Source organism: Rhodopseudomonas sp. RCAM05734 (assembly GCF_052658035.1).
In genome coordinates, this window is sequence record NZ_CP199742.1 from 6,586,747 (window position 1) to 6,608,473 (window position 21,727).

General features: G+C 64.2%; 18 protein-coding genes and 1 pseudogene. 7 read left to right on the forward strand and 12 right to left on the reverse strand.

The features are described from left to right. Nucleotides 1-22 precede the first annotated feature (22 nt). A complete protein-coding gene (locus ACUXVA_RS31075; RefSeq protein ID WP_265082140.1) occupies nucleotides 23-781 on the forward strand; it encodes an SDR family NAD(P)-dependent oxidoreductase in 759 nt (252 codons plus the stop codon). 104 nt (nucleotides 782-885) lie between these two features. Here the strand turns inward: ACUXVA_RS31075 and ACUXVA_RS31080 are convergent, their stop codons facing one another. Continuing rightward, complete coding sequence (locus tag ACUXVA_RS31080) at nucleotides 886-1,086, reverse strand: hypothetical protein (RefSeq protein WP_265082139.1); 201 nt, start codon at nucleotides 1,084-1,086, stop codon at nucleotides 886-888. Nucleotides 1,087-1,379: 293 nt separating this feature from the next. Here ACUXVA_RS31080 and ACUXVA_RS31085 point away from each other — a divergent pair, with 293 nt between their 5' ends. Then, a complete protein-coding gene (locus tag ACUXVA_RS31085) occupies nucleotides 1,380-2,807 on the forward strand; it encodes a methyl-accepting chemotaxis protein (RefSeq protein WP_445490096.1) in 1,428 nt (475 codons plus the stop codon). A gap of 91 nt (nucleotides 2,808-2,898) precedes the next feature. On the opposite strand, the gene ACUXVA_RS31090 is transcribed toward ACUXVA_RS31085, so the two are convergent. Next, complete coding sequence (locus ACUXVA_RS31090; RefSeq protein WP_445490098.1) at nucleotides 2,899-3,879, reverse strand: magnesium transporter CorA family protein; 981 nt, start codon at nucleotides 3,877-3,879, stop codon at nucleotides 2,899-2,901. 359 nt (nucleotides 3,880-4,238) lie between these two features. Here ACUXVA_RS31090 and ACUXVA_RS31095 point away from each other — a divergent pair, with 359 nt between their 5' ends. Together ACUXVA_RS31095 and ACUXVA_RS31100 are read left to right on the forward strand one after the other, a co-directional pair. Continuing rightward, entirely contained in the window at nucleotides 4,239-4,916 is a 678-nt protein-coding gene (locus ACUXVA_RS31095) for a L,D-transpeptidase (RefSeq protein WP_265082138.1), read from the forward strand. 249 nt (nucleotides 4,917-5,165) lie between these two features. Continuing rightward, a complete protein-coding gene (locus ACUXVA_RS31100) occupies nucleotides 5,166-5,855 on the forward strand; it encodes a L,D-transpeptidase (protein WP_265082137.1) in 690 nt (229 codons plus the stop codon). 111 nt (nucleotides 5,856-5,966) lie between these two features. On the opposite strand, the gene ACUXVA_RS31105 is transcribed toward ACUXVA_RS31100, so the two are convergent. Further along, nucleotides 5,967-7,055: an extensin family protein gene (locus ACUXVA_RS31105; protein WP_445490101.1), complete on the reverse strand. Its 1,089-nt coding sequence runs from the start codon at nucleotides 7,053-7,055 to the stop codon at nucleotides 5,967-5,969. Between the two features lie 74 nt (nucleotides 7,056-7,129). On the opposite strand from ACUXVA_RS31105, the pseudogene ACUXVA_RS31110 reads away from it, so the two are divergent. Continuing rightward, nucleotides 7,130-8,759 (forward strand): annotated as a pseudogene (locus ACUXVA_RS31110) (fatty-acid--CoA ligase). Between the two features lie 56 nt (nucleotides 8,760-8,815). Here ACUXVA_RS31110 and ACUXVA_RS31115 read toward each other — a convergent pair. Continuing rightward, entirely contained in the window at nucleotides 8,816-9,709 is an 894-nt protein-coding gene (locus ACUXVA_RS31115) for an alpha/beta fold hydrolase (protein ID WP_445490103.1), read from the reverse strand. 273 nt (nucleotides 9,710-9,982) lie between these two features. On the opposite strand from ACUXVA_RS31115, the gene ACUXVA_RS31120 reads away from it, so the two are divergent. Beyond that, on the forward strand, nucleotides 9,983-10,828 hold the full coding sequence (locus ACUXVA_RS31120) for a DUF1499 domain-containing protein (RefSeq protein WP_265082134.1): 846 nt from the start codon (nucleotides 9,983-9,985) through the stop codon (nucleotides 10,826-10,828). Between the two features lie 171 nt (nucleotides 10,829-10,999). Here the strand turns inward: ACUXVA_RS31120 and ACUXVA_RS31125 are convergent, their stop codons facing one another. From ACUXVA_RS31125 to ACUXVA_RS31155, 7 genes are all read right to left on the reverse strand, one after another. Further along, nucleotides 11,000-11,917, reverse strand: coding sequence for an MBL fold metallo-hydrolase (locus tag ACUXVA_RS31125; protein WP_265082133.1), 918 nt, complete (start codon nucleotides 11,915-11,917; stop codon nucleotides 11,000-11,002). Nucleotides 11,918-12,014: 97 nt separating this feature from the next. Next, on the reverse strand, nucleotides 12,015-12,923 hold the full coding sequence (locus ACUXVA_RS31130; RefSeq protein WP_445490106.1) for an NAD(P)/FAD-dependent oxidoreductase: 909 nt from the start codon (nucleotides 12,921-12,923) through the stop codon (nucleotides 12,015-12,017). Continuing rightward, entirely contained in the window at nucleotides 12,920-13,375 is a 456-nt protein-coding gene (locus ACUXVA_RS31135) for an Rrf2 family transcriptional regulator (RefSeq protein ID WP_265082132.1), read from the reverse strand. Before ACUXVA_RS31135 ends, ACUXVA_RS31130 begins: the two co-directional genes overlap by 4 nt. Nucleotides 13,376-13,490: 115 nt before the next feature. Next, a complete protein-coding gene (locus ACUXVA_RS31140) occupies nucleotides 13,491-14,705 on the reverse strand; it encodes an acyl-CoA dehydrogenase (protein WP_445490108.1) in 1,215 nt (404 codons plus the stop codon). A gap of 53 nt (nucleotides 14,706-14,758) precedes the next feature. Continuing rightward, a complete protein-coding gene (gene ribB, locus ACUXVA_RS31145; protein ID WP_445490110.1) occupies nucleotides 14,759-15,850 on the reverse strand; it encodes a 3,4-dihydroxy-2-butanone-4-phosphate synthase in 1,092 nt (363 codons plus the stop codon). A 199-nt stretch (nucleotides 15,851-16,049) separates the two neighbouring features. Further along, the gene (locus ACUXVA_RS31150; RefSeq protein WP_445490112.1) at nucleotides 16,050-17,777 is read right to left on the reverse strand and encodes a cation:proton antiporter; all 1,728 of its coding nucleotides are present in this window, start codon (nucleotides 17,775-17,777) and stop codon (nucleotides 16,050-16,052) included. Between the two features lie 100 nt (nucleotides 17,778-17,877). After that, nucleotides 17,878-19,971 (reverse strand): TonB-dependent receptor, encoded by a 2,094-nt coding sequence (locus tag ACUXVA_RS31155; protein ID WP_445490114.1) that lies wholly within the window; start codon nucleotides 19,969-19,971, stop codon nucleotides 17,878-17,880. Between the two features lie 360 nt (nucleotides 19,972-20,331). Here ACUXVA_RS31155 and nikR point away from each other — a divergent pair, with 360 nt between their 5' ends. Then, nucleotides 20,332-20,775 (forward strand): nickel-responsive transcriptional regulator NikR, encoded by a 444-nt coding sequence (gene nikR / locus ACUXVA_RS31160; RefSeq protein ID WP_445490116.1) that lies wholly within the window; start codon nucleotides 20,332-20,334, stop codon nucleotides 20,773-20,775. A gap of 67 nt (nucleotides 20,776-20,842) precedes the next feature. Here nikR and ACUXVA_RS31165 read toward each other — a convergent pair whose 3' ends face one another. Further along, nucleotides 20,843-21,661, reverse strand: coding sequence for an aldo/keto reductase (locus tag ACUXVA_RS31165; RefSeq protein WP_445490118.1), 819 nt, complete (start codon nucleotides 21,659-21,661; stop codon nucleotides 20,843-20,845). Nucleotides 21,662-21,727 lie beyond the last annotated feature (66 nt).

Genomic DNA, 21,727 nt, shown 5'->3' on the forward strand with positions numbered 1-21,727 from the left:
CAGCAGAACGAGACCGACTGGCATGCCCAATAGCGCGACCTCCAATGCCCCCAAGCGCACCTTGTTGCTGACCGGCGCCAGCCGCGGCATCGGCCACGCCACGGTGATGCGGTTTTCCAGCGCCGGCTGGCGGGTGCTGACCTGCTCGCGGCATCCGTTTCCCGAGGAGTGCCCCTGGGATGCCGGCCCCGAGGACCACGTTCAGGTCGACCTCGCCGATCACGCCGACACCACGCGTGCCATCGCCGAGATCAAGGAGCGGCTCGAAGGCGGGATGCTGCATGCGCTGGTGAACAACGCCGCGATCTCGCCGAAGGCCGAAGGCGGCAAGCGGATGGGATCGATCGATACCGATGTAGACACATGGAGCCACGTATTCCGTGTCAACTTCTTCGCGCCGATCATGATGGCGCGCGGCCTGATCGAGGAATTGAAGGCGGCGAAAGGCTCGGTGGTCAACGTCACCTCGATCGCCGGTTCGCGCGTGCATCCGTTTGCCGGCGCGGCCTATGCCACCTCCAAGGCGGCGCTGGCGTCACTGACCCGCGAGATGGCGTCGGATTTCGGACGTCTCGGCGTCCGCGTCAACGCCATCGCGCCGGGCGAGATCGATACGTCGATCCTGTCGCCGGGCACCGACAAGATTGTCGCCGAACAGATCCCACTGCATCGCCTCGGCACACCTGACGAGGTAGCGAAGATCATCTATGTGCTGTGCACGGAAACCAGTTCCTACGTGAACGGCGCGGAGATCCACATCAACGGCGGGCAACACGTTTAGCCGCTGAGTTATCATCCTCCGGCGCGCAATTGTCGCGCTCGAGGGCGCGAGCAATGCATCATCCTCGGCCACGCGAATGGGCGTAGCTGAGGATGGCGGCGTTGTTACTCCGCGCGAAACTTGCGCGCCTTAGCGACCGGGACGCTCACTCCGGCACTGGAGCAATCGTCTTCGGATTCGCCGTCGAGCAGCGCGGCGCCGCAATGCTTGCAGCAGCGCGACGACAGCGCCGTTGCCTTGCGGCCCTGCTGATAGCCCAGGAAGTCGATAACGTTGCGGGCGGCGTTTGCGTCTTTTTCAACCATGGCGTCCTCATCTGTCTGCGAGACTTATCGCAGCAACCTCTCTGCCAATTGTTCAGCGGAACGCTCAAATTTTACCGTTGAGATTCAGGCGGCGGGATCTCCCGGCCGCCCCGCGGGGGCAGTGCAACATCGATGAATATGCGGGTCGCGCTTCGCATGCATTGCGTTGCAGCACCTCAAATGCCGCATCAGCGCAGCAAGTCGGTACCAATTCATGGCTGTAGAATAATCCGCTATTTACCATCGCGAGCGAAATGTCGCACACTCACCCATGGATTCGTGGAGATTCCGCAATGTCGGTGATGCAGATGACAAAGCTGGAAAGTGCCGCAGCGGTTTCATCTGACAGCGAGCGGCTGATCGACCAGCTATCCAACCGTATCGGCGAACTCGGCGTCGAACTGGCTGATGTCGCCGGCAACCTGCAGGAAGTCGCCGGCCGCGTATTAGGCCAGTCCGAACGCTTCAGTCATTTGCAAAGTACGGCGGAGACCATGGTCGCCGCCAACCGCGCAATCGCAAGCGCATCGCATACCGTGCAATCGGCGACGGCGGCGGCGGTCGGTGACATCAGCGATTCCCGCAGCGTGGTCGAGACAGCCGTGCAGCACATCGCCGAGTTGATCAAGGCAGTCGGCCGCATCGAGGAGCGGCTCGGCGCCGTCGGCAGCGCGCTGACCCAGGTCGGCAAGGTATCAAGTTCGATCGCCGCCATCGCCAAGCAGACCAACCTGCTCTCGCTCAACGCCACCATCGAGGCGGCGCGCGCCGGCGACGCCGGCAAGGGTTTTGCCGTGGTCGCCAGCGAGGTGAAGAACCTTGCCGAAGCGACGCGGCAGGCAACGCAGCAGATCGGTGAGACGGTACGCGATCTCGACGGCCAGATCGGCAGCCTGATCGGCGAAACCAGCGACGCCTCGCAGCGCGCCAACGATGCCGGCGACGGCGCGCGGCAGATCCAGGACATCATGGCGCGCGTGCAGGACGGCTTTACCGCGGTCGGTCGCGAGATCGACAGCGTGGCCAATGCAGCGACGTCCAATCTGTCGCATTGCGATGCTGTCATCGACAACCTCAGCGACCTCGCTGGCGGCGTCGAGCTGTCCTCCACCGAATTGAAGCGCGCCGACGACCGCGTCGCCGCCTTGCTCGACATGTCCGAGGAACTGATCGCACTGATCGCCAACAGCGGCGTGGAAACCTCCGACGCGCCGCTGATCCGCATCGTCGTGCAGACCGCGCAGCAGATCGCTGCCGCCTTCGAAGCCGGCGTCGCGCGCGACGACATCAGCCTCCATCAATTGTTTGACGAGAACTATCGCGAAATTCCCGGCACCGATCCGAAACAGTACCTCACCGACTATGTGGCGTTCACCGACCGCATCCTGCCGCCGATCCAGGACCCGGTGCAGACCATGGACCCGCGCATTGCCTTCTCCGTGGCCTGGGCGAAGGGCGGCTATCTGCCGACTCACAATCCGAACTACCGGCTTCCGCAAGGTCCGGATCCAGTGTGGAACAATGCGAACTGCCGCAACCGCCGGCTGTTCAGCGACCGCGCGGTGCGCAAGGTCGCCGCCAATACCAGGCCGTTCCTGCTGCAGACCTACCGGCGCGACATGGGCGGCGGCAACTTCGTTCTGATGAAGGACCTGTCGTCGCCGATCATGGTGGGCGGCCGCCACTGGGGTGCCTTCCGCATCGGCTTCCGGCAGGGGTAGCGTTCTTGCGGCCGGGCGGCGCCCGTCAGCAAAAACCCGCCGGTTGATCCCGGCGGGTTTTTACATTGCGGCAGTAGCGGCGCAGCAAAAGCTACAGCCACCGCTTCCACTTGAAAAACACGTAAGGCAGCGCGCCGGCGAGCAGCATCATGATCAGCGCCATCGGGTAGCCGTGCGTCCATTCCAGTTCCGGCATCATCTTGAAGTTCATGCCGTAGACCGAAGCGATCAGGGTCGGCGGCATCAGCACCACGGCCATCACCGAGAACAGCTTGATGATGTTGTTCTGTTCGAGGTTGACCACGCCCAGCATGGCATCGAGCACGAAGGTGATCTTATTCGACAGATACGAGGCGTGATCGGTCAATGAGGCCACGTCGCGCTGCATGGTCTTGAGCTGCGCGCGCATCTCCTTGGACCATTTGACGCCGTCGGCTTCGGCCGTGACGAAGGTGACCACGCGACCGATCGACACCAGGCTTTCCCGCACCTTCGAGGTGAGGTCGCCCTTGCGGCCGATGGCGATCAGGATTTCCGAATAGCGCTTGGCGTGGCCGGTGCGCATGGATTCGTCAGGCTCGAAAATGTCGTGGCTGACCTGGTCCACGTCGGCGCCCGCGCGTTCGAGAATGTCGGCGCACCGGTCGATCACGGCATCGAGCAGTTCCAGCAGCACCGTCTCGCCGTTGGCGGTGGGCGGCGCCAGCCGGGCCAGCTTCATCTCCACCAGCGCGAAGGGTTTTGGCGCATCGTAGCGCACCGTCACCAGACGATGCCGGGTCAGGATGAAGGTCACGGGTGTGATGCGCGGCGAGTCGGTATCGGCCGCGCACATCAGGCTGGCGGTCATGTAGCGGGCGCCGTTCTCGATATAGAGCCGGCTGGAAATCTCGATCTCCTGCATGTCCTCCCGGGTGGGGATCTCGATCCCGGCCAGCCGCTCCACCGCGTGGTCCTCATCCGGCGACGGCTTGACCATGTCGATCCACACCGAGTTGTCCGGCAGCGCCGCAAGATCGGTGGGTTCGGAGCGCTTCAGGGCGGAATCGGCAGGGGTAAAGACGGCGAGCATGGGCAACTCCGGAACTGGGAAGATGGAGCGAAGCGGACGACCGAATCGGGAGACCACCATGACCGATCGGACCGATCGCGGTCATGACAGCCTTCGAGCAGCGCGCCAACCCCCGTCCCCGGGTACCGATTTCACGGAGGAGTGACCCGAAGCGCACTGCACGCGACCGGGAGCGAGCGCCCTGCCCAAGAAATAGCCGGGCCCGCGGCTGCCTGCGACAATTTGGACACAGGTGACCCGCGACCTGCGTCGCGCGTCGCGGAAGCGCTGGAAATACGGCCGGTTTCGGCGATAATCATTTCCACGGAATCGCGATTTCGCAGCGCCTTTTCGCAGCGCTGGCGTATTGGAACAATCAAATGTCGTCTCTGAAGCTTAGGTTGGGACTTGTGCTGACCGCCGGCCTGATGCTGTCGGGTTGCATGCAGGCCACTACCTACGAGGCCTCCTCGGAAAAGAACCTGAAGCCGCGCGACAAGGAATTGCTGGCCAAGGTATCCTATGTGAAGACACCGGTCGCCGAGCCGTTCCGCCGCGCCATCGTCGAGTTCCACCGCAAGGAACTGCCGGGCTCGATCGTGGTCGATTCCGACAACCATTATCTCTATTACGTCCAGGACGGCGGCAAGGCGATCCGCTACGGCATCACCGTCGGCGAGGAAGCCATGGCGTGGTCCGGCGTCGCCAAGGTCGGCAGCATGACCGAGTGGCCGCCGTGGCACCCGACTGCTTCGGAGATCTCCCGTCTCGGCGTGCCGAAGTTCGTGCCGCCCGGTCCGGACAATCCGATGGGCTCGCGCGCGATGTATCTGTATTCCGGCGGCAAGGACACGCTGTTCCGGATTCACGGCACCAACCAGCCGGAATATATCGGCGCCTCGATCTCCTCGGGCTGCATCCGCATGACCAACGAGGACGTCATCGACCTCTACAACCGCGTCAAGGTCGGCGCCGTTGTCGTGGTGCTCGAGCCCAAGCAGGGCGACTCGCCGGTGAATTCGAAGCTGGCGCTCCAGGGCGGCGCGGCATCGTTCTGATCGCCTGCGGCAGAATTTTAGAATTGAAGAAGGCGTCGGTCGCAACCGGCGCCTTCTTTTTGTGAAAAGGCGCTGCGCGCATGATACACGGCGCCAAATCTGCGACAAATCGGACACACTTTGTGCGCGGCGTGATCGAATGCGCGTGGAAGCACTGTGAATTCTACCGATTTCGATGATACTCAATCTCAATTGAATCGACGCAAGATCGGCGTGCCATGGGCGCCGCTTTACAGTTGGAATGATTTTATGACGTCTCGCATCGTTAGACTGGGACTTCTGGTTGCCGCCGGCCTGATGATGTCGGGCTGCATGCAGGCGACCTCGACCACCTATCAGCCTGCACCGGAAGCCAGCCTCAAGCCGCAGGACAAGGCCCAGCTGGCCAAGGCGCGCTACGTCAATACCCCGGTCGCCGCGCCGTTTCGCCGCGCCATCGTCGACTATCACCGCAAGGAACTGCCCGGTTCCATCGTGGTCGATTCCGACAATCACTACCTTTATTACGTGATGGATGGCGGCAAGGCGATCCGCTATGGCGTCACCGTCGGCGAGGAAGCCCTGGCATTCTCCGGCGTGGCCCGTGTCGGCAACATGGCCGAATGGCCGAAGTGGACGCCGACCAAAGACATCCACGCCCGCATCGAGGGCCTGCCTGCCCAGGTGCCCGGCGGCGTCGACAATCCCCTCGGCGCCCGGGCGCTGTATCTCTATCAGGGCAACAAGGACACCCTGTTCCGAATTCACGGCACCAACCAGCCGGAATATATCGGAGCCTCGATCTCCTCCGGCTGCATCCGCATGACCAACGAGGACGTCATCGACCTCTACAGCCGGGTCAAGCCGGGCAGTGTCGTCGTCGTGCTGGAGCCGAACCACGGCGACTCGCCGTTCAATTCCAAGCTGGCGCTGCAGGGCACCGGTGGCTCGCCCAACTAGGCATCCACCAGCTTCAGGAACTCAAAAAAGCGCCGGTTTTTCCGACGCTTTTTTTATGGGCGATACGGGCGATCCCCGACGGAGCGCTCGCAGCTCCCGGGAGGCTGGAGCTCACCGCAAAAAGCTGAACGGCGACGTCGACGGTGCAGTGCGGCGCTTGCGCGGCTTGGGCTTTGGTTTGACGGGACGATCGGGCTCGGGCTCCGCTTCATCGGCCGCGGGTTCGGCCGCACTGCTCTGCTCCGCCACGGCGGGTGCCGGCGCCGCTTCAGCCTTGCCATCGCCCTTGCCATCACTTTTGTCGGCGACCTCGCGCGGCGGCGCATCGTCGGGACGTATCGCCGGCATCAGCGGCGCCACCTGCGGCAGCGGGTCCCAGACATCCCACTGGCAGATTTTGTAGTTGTTGCGGCGCTCGGCGAGATCGAGATGGATGTGGTCCTCGTGGTAGCCGTCAGAGCCCGGCCCCAGAACGGTGGAAAAGCGCGTGCACATCGTCAGCAGCACCTTTTCGCGCTGCTCACGCGGGGTCGCGCGATCGGTGAGGGCGATGCTCTGGCCGTTGGCGAGTTTCAGTCCGCGCACATCGAGCGCATTGGCGCGGCCGTGCTCCGACATCTTGGCGCCGACCACGCGATTGCGACCGCGGCAATCGAAGGAATCGAAATTGTCGAGCTCGCTGAGCTTGCTGCCGAGACCGGCCGCCAGCGGCGCCATGTCCGTTCGAATCCAGTCGGCAATGGCCGCCGCCATGGTGCAGCGCATGGTGCCGCCCGGCTTCAGCGGCACGCGCGTCCTGTCGGGCAGGATCACCGCCTCGAGATGGACCATGTCCGGGCCGCCACAGGCGCCCGGCCCCTTGATGTCGGGAACGCTGGGCGCAATGGCGATACTGTCATCGAGCGCCACCCGGCAGGCCGATGGCGGCGGCGGTTCGGCCGGTCGCTTTTCGGCGACCGGCGCCGCGGCCTCGGCCGGCTTGTCGCCCTTGTCGGCCTCTGCGGGCGTCTGCAGGTCGGTCACCGGGGCCTCGGCCGGCCGCGGCTTCGGCAGCGGCACGCTGTGGCCGGTCAGGTAGGCCTGCGCCGGTGCAGCGCAGAGCAGCAACACCAGCAAGGCGGCCACGGCGTTAGGCCTTTGGTCGCATCCAGATCTCCCACAAGACCATTCCCGCAACCGGTTCCGCACGCTAAAGTTCATCCCAAGTCCTTGTCGGCTAAGAACTCCCGAGAGGAGGCCCGACAAGACAAGTCAAATCGCGGAGGAACGTTCGAATGCTCGGGTTGATGCAAGACTGGCCTATGCTGTGTCATCGGATTATCGATCATGCCGCGCTGGTCCATGGCGAACGCGAAGTCGTCACCCGGTCGGTCGAAGGCCCCATCCATCGTACTAACTACGCCCAAATTCGCGCCCGTGCCCTGAAGGTCGCCCAACGCCTCGATCGCGACGGCATCCGGATGGGCGACCGCGTCGCCACCATCGCCTGGAATACCTGGCGCCACCTGGAGACGTGGTACGGCATCATGGGTCTCGGCGCCATCTGCCACACCGTCAATCCACGCCTGTTCCCAGACCAGATCGCCTGGATCATCAACCATGCGCAGGATCGCATCGTGATGGTCGACCTCACCTTCATCCCGATCCTCGAAAAGATCGCCGACCGGCTGCCATCAGTCGAGCGCTACATCGTGCTGACCGACAAGGCGCACATGCCGCAGACCACGCTGAAGAACGCGGTCGCCTATGAGGACTGGATCGCCGAAGCCGATGGCGACTTCGCCTGGAAGATGTTCGACGAAAACACCGCCGCCGCCATGTGCTACACCTCGGGCACCACGGGCGATCCCAAGGGCGTGCTGTATTCGCACCGCTCCAACGTGCTGCACGCGCTGATGGCCAATACCGGCGATCTCGCTCGGCGCCAATGCCGCCGACACCATGCTGCCGGTGGTGCCCTTGTTCCACGCGAACAGCTGGGGCATCGCATTCTCGGCGCCGTCGATGGGCACCAAGCTGGTGTTCCCCGGCGCCAAGATGGACGGCGCCTCGATCTATGAGCTGCTGGCCACCGAGAAGGTGACGCACACCGCCGGCGTGCCGACGGTGTGGCTGATGTTGCTCAACCACATGGCGGCCAACAATCTCAAGCTGCCCGACCTGCGCATGGTGGTGTGCGGCGGCTCGGCGATGCCGCGCTCGATGATCAAGGCCTTCATCGACATGGGCATCGGCGCGCGCCATGCCTGGGGCATGACCGAGATGAGCCCGATCGGCACGCTTGCGGCTCTGAAGCCGCCATTCGACAAGCTCGAGGGCGACGAGCGGCTCGACGTGCTGCAGACTCAGGGCTATCCGCCGTTCGGCGTCGAGATGAAGATCACCGACGATGCCGGTAACAAGCTGCCGTGGGACGGCAAGACCTTCGGCCGGCTCAAGGTCCGTGGCCCCTCGGTGTCCGCCGCCTACTTCCGTGTCGACACCAACATCCTCGACGAGGAAGGCTACTTCGACACCGGCGACGTCGCGACCATCGACAAGCACGGCTACATGCGCATCACCGACCGCTCCAAGGACGTGATCAAGTCCGGCGGTGAGTGGATCTCGTCGATCGACCTGGAGAACCTCGCGGTCGGCCATCCCAAGGTGGCAGAGGCCGCGGTGATCGGCGTCTATCATCCCAAATGGGACGAGCGCCCCCTGCTGATCGTGCAGCTCAAGGCCGGCGAGACCGCGACCCGCGAGGAACTACTGGCGTACATGGACGGCAAGATCGCCAAATGGTGGCTGCCCGACGACGTGGTGTTCGTGGAGGCGATCCCGCACACGGCGACGGGCAAGATCCTGAAGACCGCGCTGCGCGACCAGTTCAAAACCTACAGCCTGCCGACCGCAGCGGCGTAAGCAACTCTCCGACCGTCCTCCCCCCGCACTTCGCGGGGAGAGGACGGTCGATGAACTCAAGCCACAACCTTGCGGCCCAGAAAATCCGCGATTTTCTCGGCAATCTCGGCTGCATGGGTTTCCAGTGCGAAGTGGCCGGTATCGAGCAGGTGCACTTCGGCATCCGGAATGTCGCGGCGATACGCCTCTGCTCCGGGCGGCAGAAAGAACGGATCGTGCTTGCCCCATACCGCCAGCAGCGGCGGCTTCGCCGTAGCGAAGTATTTCTGAAACGCCGGATAGAGAGCGACATTGCTGGCATAGTCGAGGAACAGGTCGAGTTGGATCTCGTCATTGCCCGGCCGCGCCAGCAGCGCTGAATCGAGCGTATAAGATTCCGGCGCGACGAGCTTTTCGTCCGACACCCCGTGCACATATTGCCACTTGGTGGTTTCAGGGGTCAGCATGGCGCGAAGCGCGGCGCGGTTGGCAGCGACAGGTTCGCGCCAGTAGGTCTGTATCGGATTCCATCCGGTGCTGAGGCCATCCTCATAAGCATTGCCGTTTTGCGAGATGATCGCGGTGACCTGCTGGGGCCGCGCCAGTGCAAGCCGATAGCCGGTCGGCGCGCCGTAGTCGAAAACATAGATCGCGTAACGCTTGAGGCCGAGCGCATCGACGAAGCCCTCCACCGTCCGGGCTAGATTGCCGAAACTGTAGGTGAAGTTCGCCGCCGCCGGGACGACCGTGAAGCCGAAACCCGGCAAGTCCGGAGCGACGACATGGAAGCGATCCGCCAGCATCGGAATGAGGTTGCGAAACATATGCGACGAGGTCGGGAACCCGTGAAGCAGCAGCAACGTCGGGTGGGCGGGGTTGCCGGCCTCGCGATAGAACATCTCGATGCCGTCAACCTGGACGTTAGGCAGATGGACCATCGGAACGGCGGAAGGGGTGACGTGAACGGTCATGACATCTCTCCTGAATTTTGCCCTTCGCGGCTAGCGAGGGGCGCCGCATCGGTGAAGGCAACATAAACATCCTCGATTTCAGGATTAATGGATAAAAAATGAAAGCCACTATTGCATAATCTGATGGAATAACCCCGTGCCTGCGGCGGGCCGCCCGACCGCTCGCACGGCACACTCCACCCTTGAACTTCCGCGTCCACCGTGGTCTCAAGCGAACAGATTTGCAGCCTGGCCGCACGCGGTCGCCCGCCCCAACCGACAGAAATTCGAAACATGGCCCGCAGGTTTTCCGCGCCCTACCAGATGGAGCCGGTGTCCAGCCTGGCCGCGTGGGCGCGGCGGCTGGCGGTATTTGCGGCAGTGGCCGCGGTGGTCTCCATCGCCATCGTCCGCTTCGGGTTCCTCGAAGTGAAGCCGGCGCTGGCGACGTTCTTTGGCGCGCTGGGTTTTGCCTGCCTGTCCATCCTGGTGGCGCTGGCCGGCTTCGTGGCGATCTGGCGCAACGGCACGCGCGGCATGAGCCGGATCCTGCTGGCGCTGGCGCTCGACGTCGTCATCCTCGCCTACCCCGCTTACCTCGCTTTGCAATACCGCAAGCTACCAGCGATCCACGACATCACCACCGACCCGATCGATCCGCCGCGCTTCGAGGCGCTGGCCCGGCTGCGCACCGGCGACGGCACCAATACCGCGGTCTATGCCGGGCTGTATTCCGCCGAGTTGCAGCGCGCCGCCTGGCCGGACATCGAGCCGGTCGATCTCGATGTCCCCGTGCAGCGCGCTTATGAGGTGGCGCTTGCTGTGGTCAACAAACGCAAATGGCTGATCATCGACGAGCGCGCGCCGCAGCCGCCGCGGCGCATCGGCCGTATCGAGGCCGTGGCGCGCACCCCGATCATGGGCTTTCGCGAGGACGTCACCATTCGCGTGACCCCGGACGGCGAGGGCTCGCGGGTCGATATCCGCTCTTCGTCGCGCTATTTCGAAAGCGACCTCGGCAGCAATGCGGCGCGGGTCACAAAGCTGATCGAGGATATCAACACGGCGGCGGAAAACACACCGGCGCCGAAGAAGCCGACGGCACCGAAGGCGCCGGCGAAGGGTGTGGCGAAGAAGTAGAGCGAAGACGCCAAGCGCTCAGCTTGTCGTCACCCGCGAAAGCGGGTGACCCAGTCCACGCAGACCTTGCGGCTTCATCACAGGCGCCGGTGTTGACTGGGTCGCCCGGTCCCGGCGCGCAATTGCGCGCCAGGCCGGGCGATGACAGTTGAGAGTTTGGAGGCGTGTCGATCACGCCATCCGGTAGCTGCCACCGATCACCGGATCGCCTGATGTCACCACCACACCGCGCGCGACCAGATCTTCCAGGTGCGCCAGCACCGAATAGCCGGCAGCGCCGGTGAGGCGCGGGTCGATGCCGATATAGATCGCACGCACCAGGGTCGGGATATCGGCTTCACCCTTGGCCAGGCGATGCAGGATCGAGGCTTCGCGGGCCCTGCGATGGCGGATCAGGAAGCGGACGTACTTTCGCGCGTCGGGAATTTCCGGGCCGTGGCCGGAGAAATACAGGTCCTCCGGGCGCGCCGCCAGCTTGTCCAGCGAAGCCATGTAGTCGACCATCGACCCATCTGGCGGCGCCACGATCGACGTCGACCAGCCCATCACGTGATCGGCCACGAACAGATAACCGCGCTCGCGCCAGGCGACGGCCATGTGGTTGGCGGTGTGGCCCGGCGTCGCCACGCCTTCCAGCGCCCAGCCGTCGCCCTCGATCGTCTCGCCGTCTTCGACCAGAACGTCGGGTCGAAAATCGCGGTCGGCGCCGGATTCCGGCGAATGCATTTCGCTCTCGTAGCGCGGGCGCGAGGCGCGATGCGCGCCCTCGGCATAGACCGTGGCGCCGGTCGCCGCCTTGAGTGCTGCGGTGTTCGGCGAGTGGTCGCTGTGGGTATGGGTGACGATGATGTGGGTGACGGTCTCGCCCTTCACCGCATCGAGCAGCGCCTGAATATGGGCATCGTTGCGTGGGCCGGGATCGATGATCGCGACCTTGCCCTCGCCGATAATGTAGCTGTTGGTGCCGGTGAAGGTGAACGGCGACGGGTTGTTGCACAGGACTCGCCGCACGCCGGGGCGGACATGATCGACCACGCCCGGGGCCAGCGGATAGTCGCGGTTGAACGGGACGTCGTCGTTGTCGCTCATGGTCGGTCCTTCCGCGCCTGTGTCCGGGCTGGTCACCGGACGCCTCCGATGACTAGCAACCCTTGGCGGGAAATCAAACAGCCGCAACTCGCTGCAGCTATGCGCCGGCCACGCGATCCGGGCTGAAGATCAGCGAGCGGTGGACGCCGACGCCCGCCATCGCGCCGTCTGCCACCGCGAAAGCCACCGAACCCATCGGACGCGCCACGTCGCCGCAGGCAAAAATGCCGGGAACGGAGGTTTCCTTGAAGGCATCGGTCTGCAGGAACGGCCCCATCGGGCCGTCCTCCGTGACGCAGCCAAGCTGCGCGCCGAGCGGCGACGATGGACCCGTGCGCGTCAGCGTGAACATGCCGTCGAGCGCAATGGTGCGACCGTCCACGAGTTCGACATCGAGGGAGGCGCCGGAGAGCCGAACGATCGGCGCGCGCTCGATGGCGACGTTGCGCGCCTGCAGTTGGGCAAGCTGCCCGGCGTCCGGCGCGAAGGCGTCGTTGAGAAACAGCGTCGTCGATCCCCAGTCCGGCAGCATCAAAGCGTGATGCATCGACATCTCCGACGACGCCAGCACACCGATGCGGCCCTGATCGAGTTCATAGCCGTCGCAATACGGGCAATGGAACACGGTCTTGCCCCAGCGCTCCGCAAGGCCGGGAAGCGCCGGCAGCGTATCGGCGACGCCCACGGCGAGGATGACGCGCCGACCGTAATAGCGTGCACCGGTCGCGGTGCCGATCGAGAAGCTACCGGTCGCGCCCTCGCCGGAGGTCGCCTTCGTATCCGCCCATTCCACAGTCGGATAGGCCAATAGTTGCGCGCGGGCATCGGCGGCAATGTCGCCGGGGGGCCGGCCGTCGTGGCCGAGAAACCCATGGGCATGGGCGGCGAAGCGGTTCCGGCGCTGGCCGGAATCCATCACCAGCACGCGGCGGCGGGCGCGCGCCAACTGCAGCGCCGCGGACAGGCCGGCATAACTGCCGCCGACGACAATGGCGTCAAAGGTCATTTCTTCTTCTCCTGCATCTTGTTGCGATGGCCGACCGCGCGTGCGTGAAAATCCGCCGCGAGCTGCGCCAGCGTGACGTCACCGAGCCGGCCGATCAGGACGGCCTCTGCATCGGCAAAGGCCGAGGTGAGCGCGCGGTTGACCGCCTGCTCGACGAGACAGGACGGGCTTTCGAGATGAATGCCCATGGCCATCAGGCCGGGCTTGCCCAGCGCGTCATAGATGTCCTTCAGCGTCACCGCCGAAAGATCGCGCGCGATCTGCCAGCCGCCGCCATGGCCCTTTTCGGAGCGCACCAGGCCAGCCTTGCGCAGTCCGGCCATGGTGCGACGGACCACCACGGCATTGGTGGCCATGCACATCGCCAGCTCGGCCGAGGTCATCGGCCGGTTTTGCTCGGCCATGTGCAGCAACGCGTGCAACGTGGCAGACAGGCGGTTGTCTCGTCTCATGTAACTTATGATGATACATGAAAGAGCGACCGTCAAGCCGCATGGCTTTTTAAGCCCTCAAAACAAAATGCCCGGCACGAGGCCGGGCATTTCGAAATACGGATGGCGGGAGCGGCTAGCCGAACGCCTGGATACCGGTGATGGCGCGGCCGAGGATCAGCGCGTGGACGTCATGCGTGCCCTCGTAGGTGTTCACGGTCTCGAGGTTCTGGGCGTGGCGCATCACGTGGTATTCGATCTGGATGCCGTTGCCGCCGTGCATGTCGCGGGCCATGCGGGCGATGTCCAGCGACTTGCCGCAATTGTTGCGCTTCACCAGCGAGATCATGTCCGGGTGGAAATTGCCTTCATCCATCAGACGGCCGACGCGGAGCGAGCCCTGCAGGCCGAGCGAGATTTCGGTCAGCATGTCGGCAAGCTTCTTCTGCACCAGCCGGGTGGCGGCGAGCGGACGGTTGAACTGCTTGCGGTCCAGCGTGTATTGGCGGGCGCGCGCCATGCAGTCCTCGGCGGCGCCGAGCACGCCCCAGGAGATGCCGTAGCGCGCGCGGTTGAGACAGCCGAACGGGCCCTTCAGGCCGGACACGTTAGGCAGCATCGCGCTCTCGGGCACCACCACGCCGTCCATCACGATCTCGCCGGTGATCGAGGCGCGCAAGGAGAGCTTGCCGCCGATCTTCGGTGCCGACAGGCCCTTCATGCCCTTCTCGAGAATGAAGCCACGGATCTGGTTGTTGTGCTCGGCGGACTTCGCCCACACCACGAACACGTCGGCGATCGGCGCGTTGGAGATCCACATCTTGGAACCGGTGATGCGGTAGCCGTCGGCGCACTTCTCGGCCCGGGTCTTCATGCCGCCGGGATCGGAACCGGCATCGGGCTCGGTGAGGCCGAAGCAGCCGACCCACTCGCCGGAGGCGAGCTTCGGCAGATACTTCTTGCGCTGGGCGTCGTCGCCATAGGCGTAGATCGGATACATCACCAGCGAGGACTGCACCGAGTTCATCGAGCGATAGCCGGAATCGACGCGCTCGATCTCGCGCGCCACCAGGCCGTAGGCGACATAGCTGGCATTGGCGCAGCCATATTCTTCCGGCAGCGTGATGCCGATCAGGCCGAGCTCGCCCATCTCGTTGAAGATCTCGCGGTCGGTATGTTCGTTGAGATAGGCATCGGTGACGCGCGGCAGCAGCTTGTCCTGAGCGTAGGCGCGGGCGGTGTCGCGGATCATGCGCTCGTCTTCGGTGAGCTGGTCGTCGAGCAGGAACGCGTCGTCCCACTGAAAATTCGTCGGGGCCGGCTTGTCCTTCGACTGGGGGCGCACGCTCATCGAAATATCCTTTTTCACATCAGGCCGCTGGCGGTCTCACGCCGGCGCGCACATTAAGTCCTTGGCTTATCACCATCAAGCTGTTCATTGCAGACGATCTCGATACCGAAGCCCGAGAGGCCTTTGTAGTCATGCGCCGAAGAGGTCAGGTGCCGGATCGAGGTGACGCCAAGATCGCGCAGGATCTGCGCGCCAACGCCGATCTCGCGCCACTGCCTGTTGCGGTCGGCTTCCGCCGATTTCGGCGCATCCAGCGGCTCTACGGGAACTCCGGCGGCGCCGTCGCGCAGGTATACCAGCACGCCGCTGCCAGCCTGCTTGAAACGTTCCAGCACGGCCTGCATGCGCGCCGGGCCGGCGAAGATATCCTTGACGATGTTGGGCTTGTGAAACCGCGTCAGCACATTCCTGCCATCGCCGATGCCGTTGTAGACAAAGGCCGCGTGGGCGATGGAGTCGAACGGCGACCGGTAGGCATAGCCCTGCAGCCGGCCGATCGGGCTTTCGGTGGTGAAAGTCGAGACGCGCTCGATCAGTTTCTCGCGTGCCTGCCGGTACGAGATCATGTCGGCGATGGTGACGTGCTTGAGGTTGTGCTTCGCCGCGAAGGCCGCGACCTGCTCGCCCTTCATCACTGTGCCGTCGTCGTTCATCAACTCACTGATGACGCCGACCGGCGGCAGATTCGCCAGCTTGCACAGATCCACCGCGGCCTCGGTATGGCCGGAGCGCATCAACACGCCGCCTTCGCGGGCGATCAGCGGAAACACGTGGCCCGGCCGGGCAAAATCGTTGGCGCCGGCATTGGGATTGGCCAGCGCACGGCAGCAGGAAGCGCGTTCGTCTGCCGAGATGCCGGTGCCGTTGTCGGGCTTGTAGTCGACCGACACGGTGAAGGCCGTTGTGTGGTTGGAATCGTTATTGGCCACCATCGGATCGAGCCGCAGCCGGCGCGCATCGTCGATGGTAATCGGGGCGCAGACGATGCCGGAGGTATGGCGGATGATGAAGGCCATCTTCTCGGCGGTGCATAGCGTCGCCGCGACGATCAGGTCGCCCTCGCCCTCGCGGTCGTCGTCGTCGGTGACCACGACGATCTCGCCATGGGCAAAAGCCTGCAGAACTTCCGGAATCGAATGGGCCATGGCGTGCACTCAGATGACGTGTGGGAACCATATGGCGCAGAGCGGGTGGGGACGCAACCCGCGGCCGCGCGTAGGGCCATGCGGGTTCGCTATGCGGAATGGAGGGAGATTTCGTCCTGTTTTCGGCAGACGCCGGTCTCTTTCTTCCCCTCTCCCACCGGCGAAGCGAAGCTTCGCTGGGCGGGAGAGGGGAAGAAGGCTACGCTAACACTTCCCTGCGTTCCGCCAGTTGGGCGTCCATTTCGGCGCGCTTGTCCTTCAGCAGGCCCTGGTCGGCGGCATTGATCGCTTCGTAGAGCTCGTGGGCGTCGCTCAGCCGGGTGACCGTGACGTAATCGGCGCCGGCGGCGTAAATGTCCGGCACGTCGGCCAGCAGGTCGGCGGTGGAGATGATCTTCGCGGTCGGGTTGATCGACCGGACGTGGCGCACCAGCTTCTCATTATTGGCACCCTTCAGCAGCGAATCCGGGACGCTGAGAATGATGATCTCGGCATGGCCGACGCCGGCATGGACCAGCGTGTCGACATTGCTGATGTCGCCATAGATCACGTGCTGGCCGCGCTCGGCCAGGACCTTGAACACGTTGGGATTGAAATCGACCACGCTGATCTGCTCGAGCAGCGAAGCATTCTGGCGCTCGATCTCGCTGAGCAGCGCGGAGGCTGCGCGAAAGAAGCCGAGGATGACGATGCGGCGGGCATCGCCATGGCCGACCGCGGCGTCCGCGTCCTGCGCCTGGCCGTGATCGAGGTCGCGAATGCCGATCCGCTTCAGCGGCCCGATCAGAAGCCGGGTGATCCGGTCGCTACGCACCATCGCGAAGGTAGATAGCACCGCGAGGAGAACGAAGGCGAAGGATACCGCGCTCGATGTCTGGGTCCTGATATGACCGGCAGCGATGCCGGTCTGGATCACCACCAGCGAGAACTCGCTGATCTGCGCCAGGTTAAGCGCCGGCAGCAGGCTCGCGCGCAGTCCCTGCTTCATCAGGTACAGCGGCGTGAAGGTGGTGATGACGCGGCTGACCACGGTGAAGGCGGCGATGATCAGTGCCAGGCCGATCACCGACAGGTTAGGGATCGGGATGGTCATGCCCAACGCGACGAAGAACAAAGTGATGAAGAAGTCGCGCAGCGTCGTTACCTTGGCGGTGACGTCCAGCGCATAGGGGAAAGTCGACAGCGACACGCCGGCGACCAGCGAGCCCATTTCGCGCGACAGGTGCAGCCGCTCGGCGATCTCGCCGATCAGAAAGCACCAGGCCAGTGCGCCGAGCAAAACCAGTTCCGGTCGTCGGGCGATCTGATGGAACAGGTGGGGCAGAACGTAGCGGCTCAGCACCAGCGCGGTGGCGACGAGCACGCCGACCCTGCCGATAGACAGAAGGATAACGCCGACCTGCAGGTCGGCGAGGCTGGGTTGCACCGCCAGAAACAGGATGGCGAAGATGTCCTGCAGGACCAGGATGCCGAGCGTAATACGACCCGGCAGGGTATCGAGCTCGCGCTTCTCGTACAGCACCTTGACGATGACCACCGTCGACGACAGTGCGCAGGCGACGCAGAGATACAGCGCGTCGAAATGACCGCCGCCAAGCGGCAGGCCGATCGCCATGAAGAACAGCGCGCCGAGCAGGCAGCCCCCGATCAGCTGGCCGCCGGCGGCAAACAGGATGACGCGACCGGCGCGCACGATCTTCTTGAGATCGATTTCCAGCCCGATCATGAACAGCATGAAGATCAGGCCGAGTTCCGAGATGGTGCTGATCGATTCCTCGGACTTGACCCAGCCGATGCCGAAGGGCCCGATGACGAAGCCGGCAATCAGGTAGGCCAGGATCAGCGGCTGCTTGAAGAAATGCGCGGCCAGCCCGACGCCCCACGCAAACAGGATACACAAGGTGATGTCGCGGATAAGATCGTGCATGCCCGGCCAGTCAGGGGTTCGTCGCGGCGCACTGTAACGGCGCTGCCGACACGGGCAAGGGGCGAAATCCGCAGGAAATGTCGCAGGGCGCAGCGGCTGATCAGAACGCGCCAGCCACAGTGATACGCAACGCCAGCGGCTCGACCGGATGCAGGACGCGGTCCATGATACCGGTCTGGCACACGGCGCGGGGCGCCGTCGGCGCGCCCGCGGACGGGAAACACATCGCAAACAGCGAATCGGTCTTCAGCAGCGAGCCATAGGCGTAGGTGATCTGGTCAGTCTTGTTGTCGAGCAGGTTGAAGCCGTCGAGCTGGATGCGCCAGCCATTGGCAAAGCGGTAGCCCAGCTGGCCGTTCAACAGGCCGGCGGCGGGCGAAACAAAGGCGCCGTCCTCGGTGAGCGGACGCGGACCGAAGTAACGGTAGCGCAGCGCGCCGAACCAGCCGGTGTTATGGCCGAGCCGGATGCCGGTGGTGGCAATCATCTCCGGCGCGCCGGGAATGTGATTGCCGGGTGCATTGCCGAGCTGCGATGCCGGGTAGCCGGCGAGGTCCTGATAGGCCGCGGCCTGATCGGCGTTGTCGCCGCGGAAGCGCGCGCGGGTGACGGCGATGTCACCCTCCAGTGTCAGCCAGGGCAGCGGGCGATAGTCGTTGGTCCACTCGACGCCGACCCGGCGGCTGGGACAGCTGGCTTCGGTATCGCCGGCATCCCCCGAGAACAGGATTTCGGAGGCGGAGTCCAGCATGAACAGGGCGACCGAGCTGGTAAGGCCGGGAATGAGCACGCTGCGTAATCCGACTTCGGCGCCCTTGGTCTTGACCAGGAAGGGCGAACGCGAGACCGCCGCGCCATCGCTCGGCGATTCCGTGATGGTGACGCCGCGGGCGTCGTTGCTGTGGAAACCTTCGCCGGCATTGAGGAACAGTTCGGTCTTGGCAAACGGGCCGAGCACGAGGCCGACTTTCGGGCTGCCGATGAATGCGTTGGCCGTGCCGGAATTGGCCGGCGCGAAAGCCGAAACGACAGAGGTGTCGTAATAATCGCCGCGCCAGCCGGCCGTGGTGCGCAGCCAGTCGGTCCAGAACACCGTATTCTGCGCGAACACGCCGACACTGCCCTCCTTCACCGCATCCGAGCGGATCGCGGAGGCGAACTGGCGCCGCACGCTATTATTCAGATCGACCTGGACGTTGTCATAGCGACTCTGCACGCCGACTTCGGTCTCCATCCGCAGGCCGGCGAACTGGTGATTGAACGTATGCGACGCACTGAAGCCGCCGAGCACGCGATCGTCATGCTGGTGGAATTGATCGCCATCGACGGGATTCGACAGGTAATAAGTGAAGTCATTCCAGAGATTCAGCGAACTCCTGATGACGTAGAAATTCGCCTTCGAGGAACCGGCGTCATCGCTGCGCGCCCAGTTGCCGGACAGCGAAAAGCGGCTGGCATTGCCGCCATCGGTCGGATCGAGCGCGCCAAAGCGGCCGATCTCACCCGAGGCGATGGCGCGCAACGGCACCTGGTCGGTGGAATTCCATTTGTTGGCATAGGCCATCGCGGTGAGCGTGAAGCCGTCAGTCGCGGTGCCCTGGCTGTAGCGCATCACGCCGTTGAGTTTCCGCAACTCGTCGGGATTTTCCCACGGGCCATTATAGGTCTGCGCTTCGCCGGCCACCAGCAGCGTGCCCTCGCCGAGCTTCATCGAGGTGACGCCGAAGCCGCGGCGATAGCCGAAACTGCCCGCCGAGATCGAGGCCATGGTCCGGACCACGCTGTCGAGCAGGCCGACATGCACCGAGCCGACCGAGGAGAAGTCGCCCTCGTCCGCGAAATACGGCCCCTTGCGGATGTTGACGGTGCTGATCAGTTCGGGGATCAGGAAATTGAGATCGGCATAGCCCTGGCCGTGGCCGTGAGTGCGCATGTTGACCGGCATGCCGTCGATCGTAACAGCCAGATCGGTGCCATGGTCGAGATTCACACCGCGCAGAAAGTACTGGTTCGCCTTGCCGTCGCCGGAGTGCTGGGTGACGATCAGGCCGGGAACCACTTCCAGCGCCTCCGCCGGTCGTGAAAACGGCCGCGCATTGACGTCAGCGCCACTGACGGTCTTTTCGCTGGCGGCCACCGGAGTCGGCGCCGCCGCGGCTGTGCTGGTGCCGGGTTTACTGCCGTTACCCGCCATGGCAGGCGTCGGCGCCCCCCGGCGCGCGGCCCGGTGATCGCCTCGCGCTCCCGCCCGCGCCCGACTAGGCTGCGCCGCGCGGCGTTGCGGGGCCTCGATCTCCACGGGCGGAAGCGCGGTAGACGGCACCGTCTGGGCCGCCACCTCCGACGCCACAGCTAAAGCGGCGATCAAGAACAGTCCGGCGAACGCGGCTGCAAAACGCTGATGCATCGCGCCCCCAGCGGTTACGCGCGTGATGAAGATGTCCCCTGTGGCACCGGGCAGGCTATGCTGGACCGCAGAACACAATCAAAACTGCCATGACAAGTATGACAATGTCAACAAATCATCATACTTCTGAAAACGACGGGAGACTCTATGCAGCGCATCACGATCACACTCGACGACGAGCTGATGGACGAGCTCGACGCCATGATCGCCGAGCACGGCTACCAGAACCGCTCCGAGGCGATCCGCGATTTCGCCCGCGCCGGCATGCAGCAGGCGACGCAAGACAAGGGCAAGGCCGGAGAATGTGTCGCCGCGCTGGTCTATGTCTACGACCATGCCGCGCGCGACCTGTCGCGGCGGCTGGTAGACAATTATCATCACCACCACGAGCTCGCGCTGGCGACGCTGCACGTGCATCTCGACAACGATCACTGCATGGAGGTCACGGCGCTGCGCGGCTCCGGTCCAGAGGTGCAGCACTTTGCCGACCACGTCATCGCCGAGCGCGGCGTCAAATATGGCCGGGTGGTGATGATGCCGACCGCTACGCGGAAGGACGACGTGAAGAAGGAGCCGCATTCGCACAAGTGAGTGGCGGGTCTTTCTTCCCCTCTCCCACCAACGCCGCTGCGCGGCGCCGGGGGAGAGGGGAAAAAGATCAATCCCATTCCGGCGCAAAGCCGGGGTTCACCAGCCGCTGATTCTTTGGCAATGCCGCGATCGCCTTGCGATCATCCTCGTCGAGGGAGAGCTTCAACGCATCGAGATTGGCCTGCTGACTCTCGGCGCGCGATGCCTTGGGGATCGCAGCGACGCCATCCTGGTCGAGCAGCCATTTCAGCGCCACCTGCGCGGCGCTGGCATGGTTCTTCGCCGCGATCTTTTGCAGCACAACATCGTCGGCGACCTTCCCCTGCGCCAGGGGGCAATAGGCCACCAGCGGAATCGATTTGCTGCGGAGATAGCCGAGCACCTTGGTCTGATCGAGAAAGACATGGTACTCAACCTGGTTGCAGGCGATCGGCGCGCCAATGTCCTCGACCACCCGCTTCAGCAGCGGCAGCGTGAAATTCGCGACGCCGATGGCGCGGGTGCGGCCCTCGTCCTTCAGCTTCATCAAGGTCTCGAACATCGCCGGCAGATCCATGCCCTTCGATGGCCAGTGGACCAGATAGAGATCGACGTAGTCGAGCCCGAGCTTCGCCAGGCTGGCGTCGAACGCCCGGCGGATCGCGTCGGGCGCCAGGTTTTCGTGCCAGACCTTGGTGGTGACGTGGAGGTTGTTGCGGGCGATGCCGGCAGCCTTGATGCCGACCCCGATGGCCGCCTCGTTGCCGTACATCTCGGCGGTATCGATGTGGCGATAGCCCAGCCCGAGCGCGCCTTCCACGGCGGCGGTGCAGGCATCGTCCTTGAGGCGGAAGGTGCCGAGGCCGAGTCGCGGCAGGCTGATGCCCTGAGTCTGCAAATTGTCCATAATGATCTCCGATTGATGCCAAACGCGGGCAGACGGCGTCCTGCCGGTTTGATACGCTGCGCCGCA

Coding starts and splice junctions, on each gene's coding strand:
- ACUXVA_RS31075 (WP_265082140.1), top strand. CDS start 23: ATGCCCAATAGCGCGACCTCCAATGCCCCCAAGCGCACCTTGTTGCTG.
- ACUXVA_RS31080 (WP_265082139.1), bottom strand. CDS start 1,086: ATGGTTGAAAAAGACGCAAACGCCGCCCGCAACGTTATCGACTTCCTG.
- ACUXVA_RS31085 (WP_445490096.1), top strand. CDS start 1,380: ATGTCGGTGATGCAGATGACAAAGCTGGAAAGTGCCGCAGCGGTTTCA.
- ACUXVA_RS31090 (WP_445490098.1), bottom strand. CDS start 3,879: ATGCTCGCCGTCTTTACCCCTGCCGATTCCGCCCTGAAGCGCTCCGAA.
- ACUXVA_RS31095 (WP_265082138.1), top strand. CDS start 4,239: ATGTCGTCTCTGAAGCTTAGGTTGGGACTTGTGCTGACCGCCGGCCTG.
- ACUXVA_RS31100 (WP_265082137.1), top strand. CDS start 5,166: ATGACGTCTCGCATCGTTAGACTGGGACTTCTGGTTGCCGCCGGCCTG.
- ACUXVA_RS31105 (WP_445490101.1), bottom strand. CDS start 7,055: ATGAACTTTAGCGTGCGGAACCGGTTGCGGGAATGGTCTTGTGGGAGA.
- ACUXVA_RS31115 (WP_445490103.1), bottom strand. CDS start 9,709: ATGACCGTTCACGTCACCCCTTCCGCCGTTCCGATGGTCCATCTGCCT.
- ACUXVA_RS31120 (WP_265082134.1), top strand. CDS start 9,983: ATGGCCCGCAGGTTTTCCGCGCCCTACCAGATGGAGCCGGTGTCCAGC.
- ACUXVA_RS31125 (WP_265082133.1), bottom strand. CDS start 11,917: ATGAGCGACAACGACGACGTCCCGTTCAACCGCGACTATCCGCTGGCC.
- ACUXVA_RS31130 (WP_445490106.1), bottom strand. CDS start 12,923: ATGACCTTTGACGCCATTGTCGTCGGCGGCAGTTATGCCGGCCTGTCC.
- ACUXVA_RS31135 (WP_265082132.1), bottom strand. CDS start 13,375: ATGAGACGAGACAACCGCCTGTCTGCCACGTTGCACGCGTTGCTGCAC.
- ACUXVA_RS31140 (WP_445490108.1), bottom strand. CDS start 14,705: ATGAGCGTGCGCCCCCAGTCGAAGGACAAGCCGGCCCCGACGAATTTT.
- ribB (WP_445490110.1), bottom strand. CDS start 15,850: ATGGCCCATTCGATTCCGGAAGTTCTGCAGGCTTTTGCCCATGGCGAG.
- ACUXVA_RS31150 (WP_445490112.1), bottom strand. CDS start 17,777: ATGCACGATCTTATCCGCGACATCACCTTGTGTATCCTGTTTGCGTGG.
- ACUXVA_RS31155 (WP_445490114.1), bottom strand. CDS start 19,971: ATGGCGGGTAACGGCAGTAAACCCGGCACCAGCACAGCCGCGGCGGCG.
- nikR (WP_445490116.1), top strand. CDS start 20,332: ATGCAGCGCATCACGATCACACTCGACGACGAGCTGATGGACGAGCTC.
- ACUXVA_RS31165 (WP_445490118.1), bottom strand. CDS start 21,661: ATGGACAATTTGCAGACTCAGGGCATCAGCCTGCCGCGACTCGGCCTC.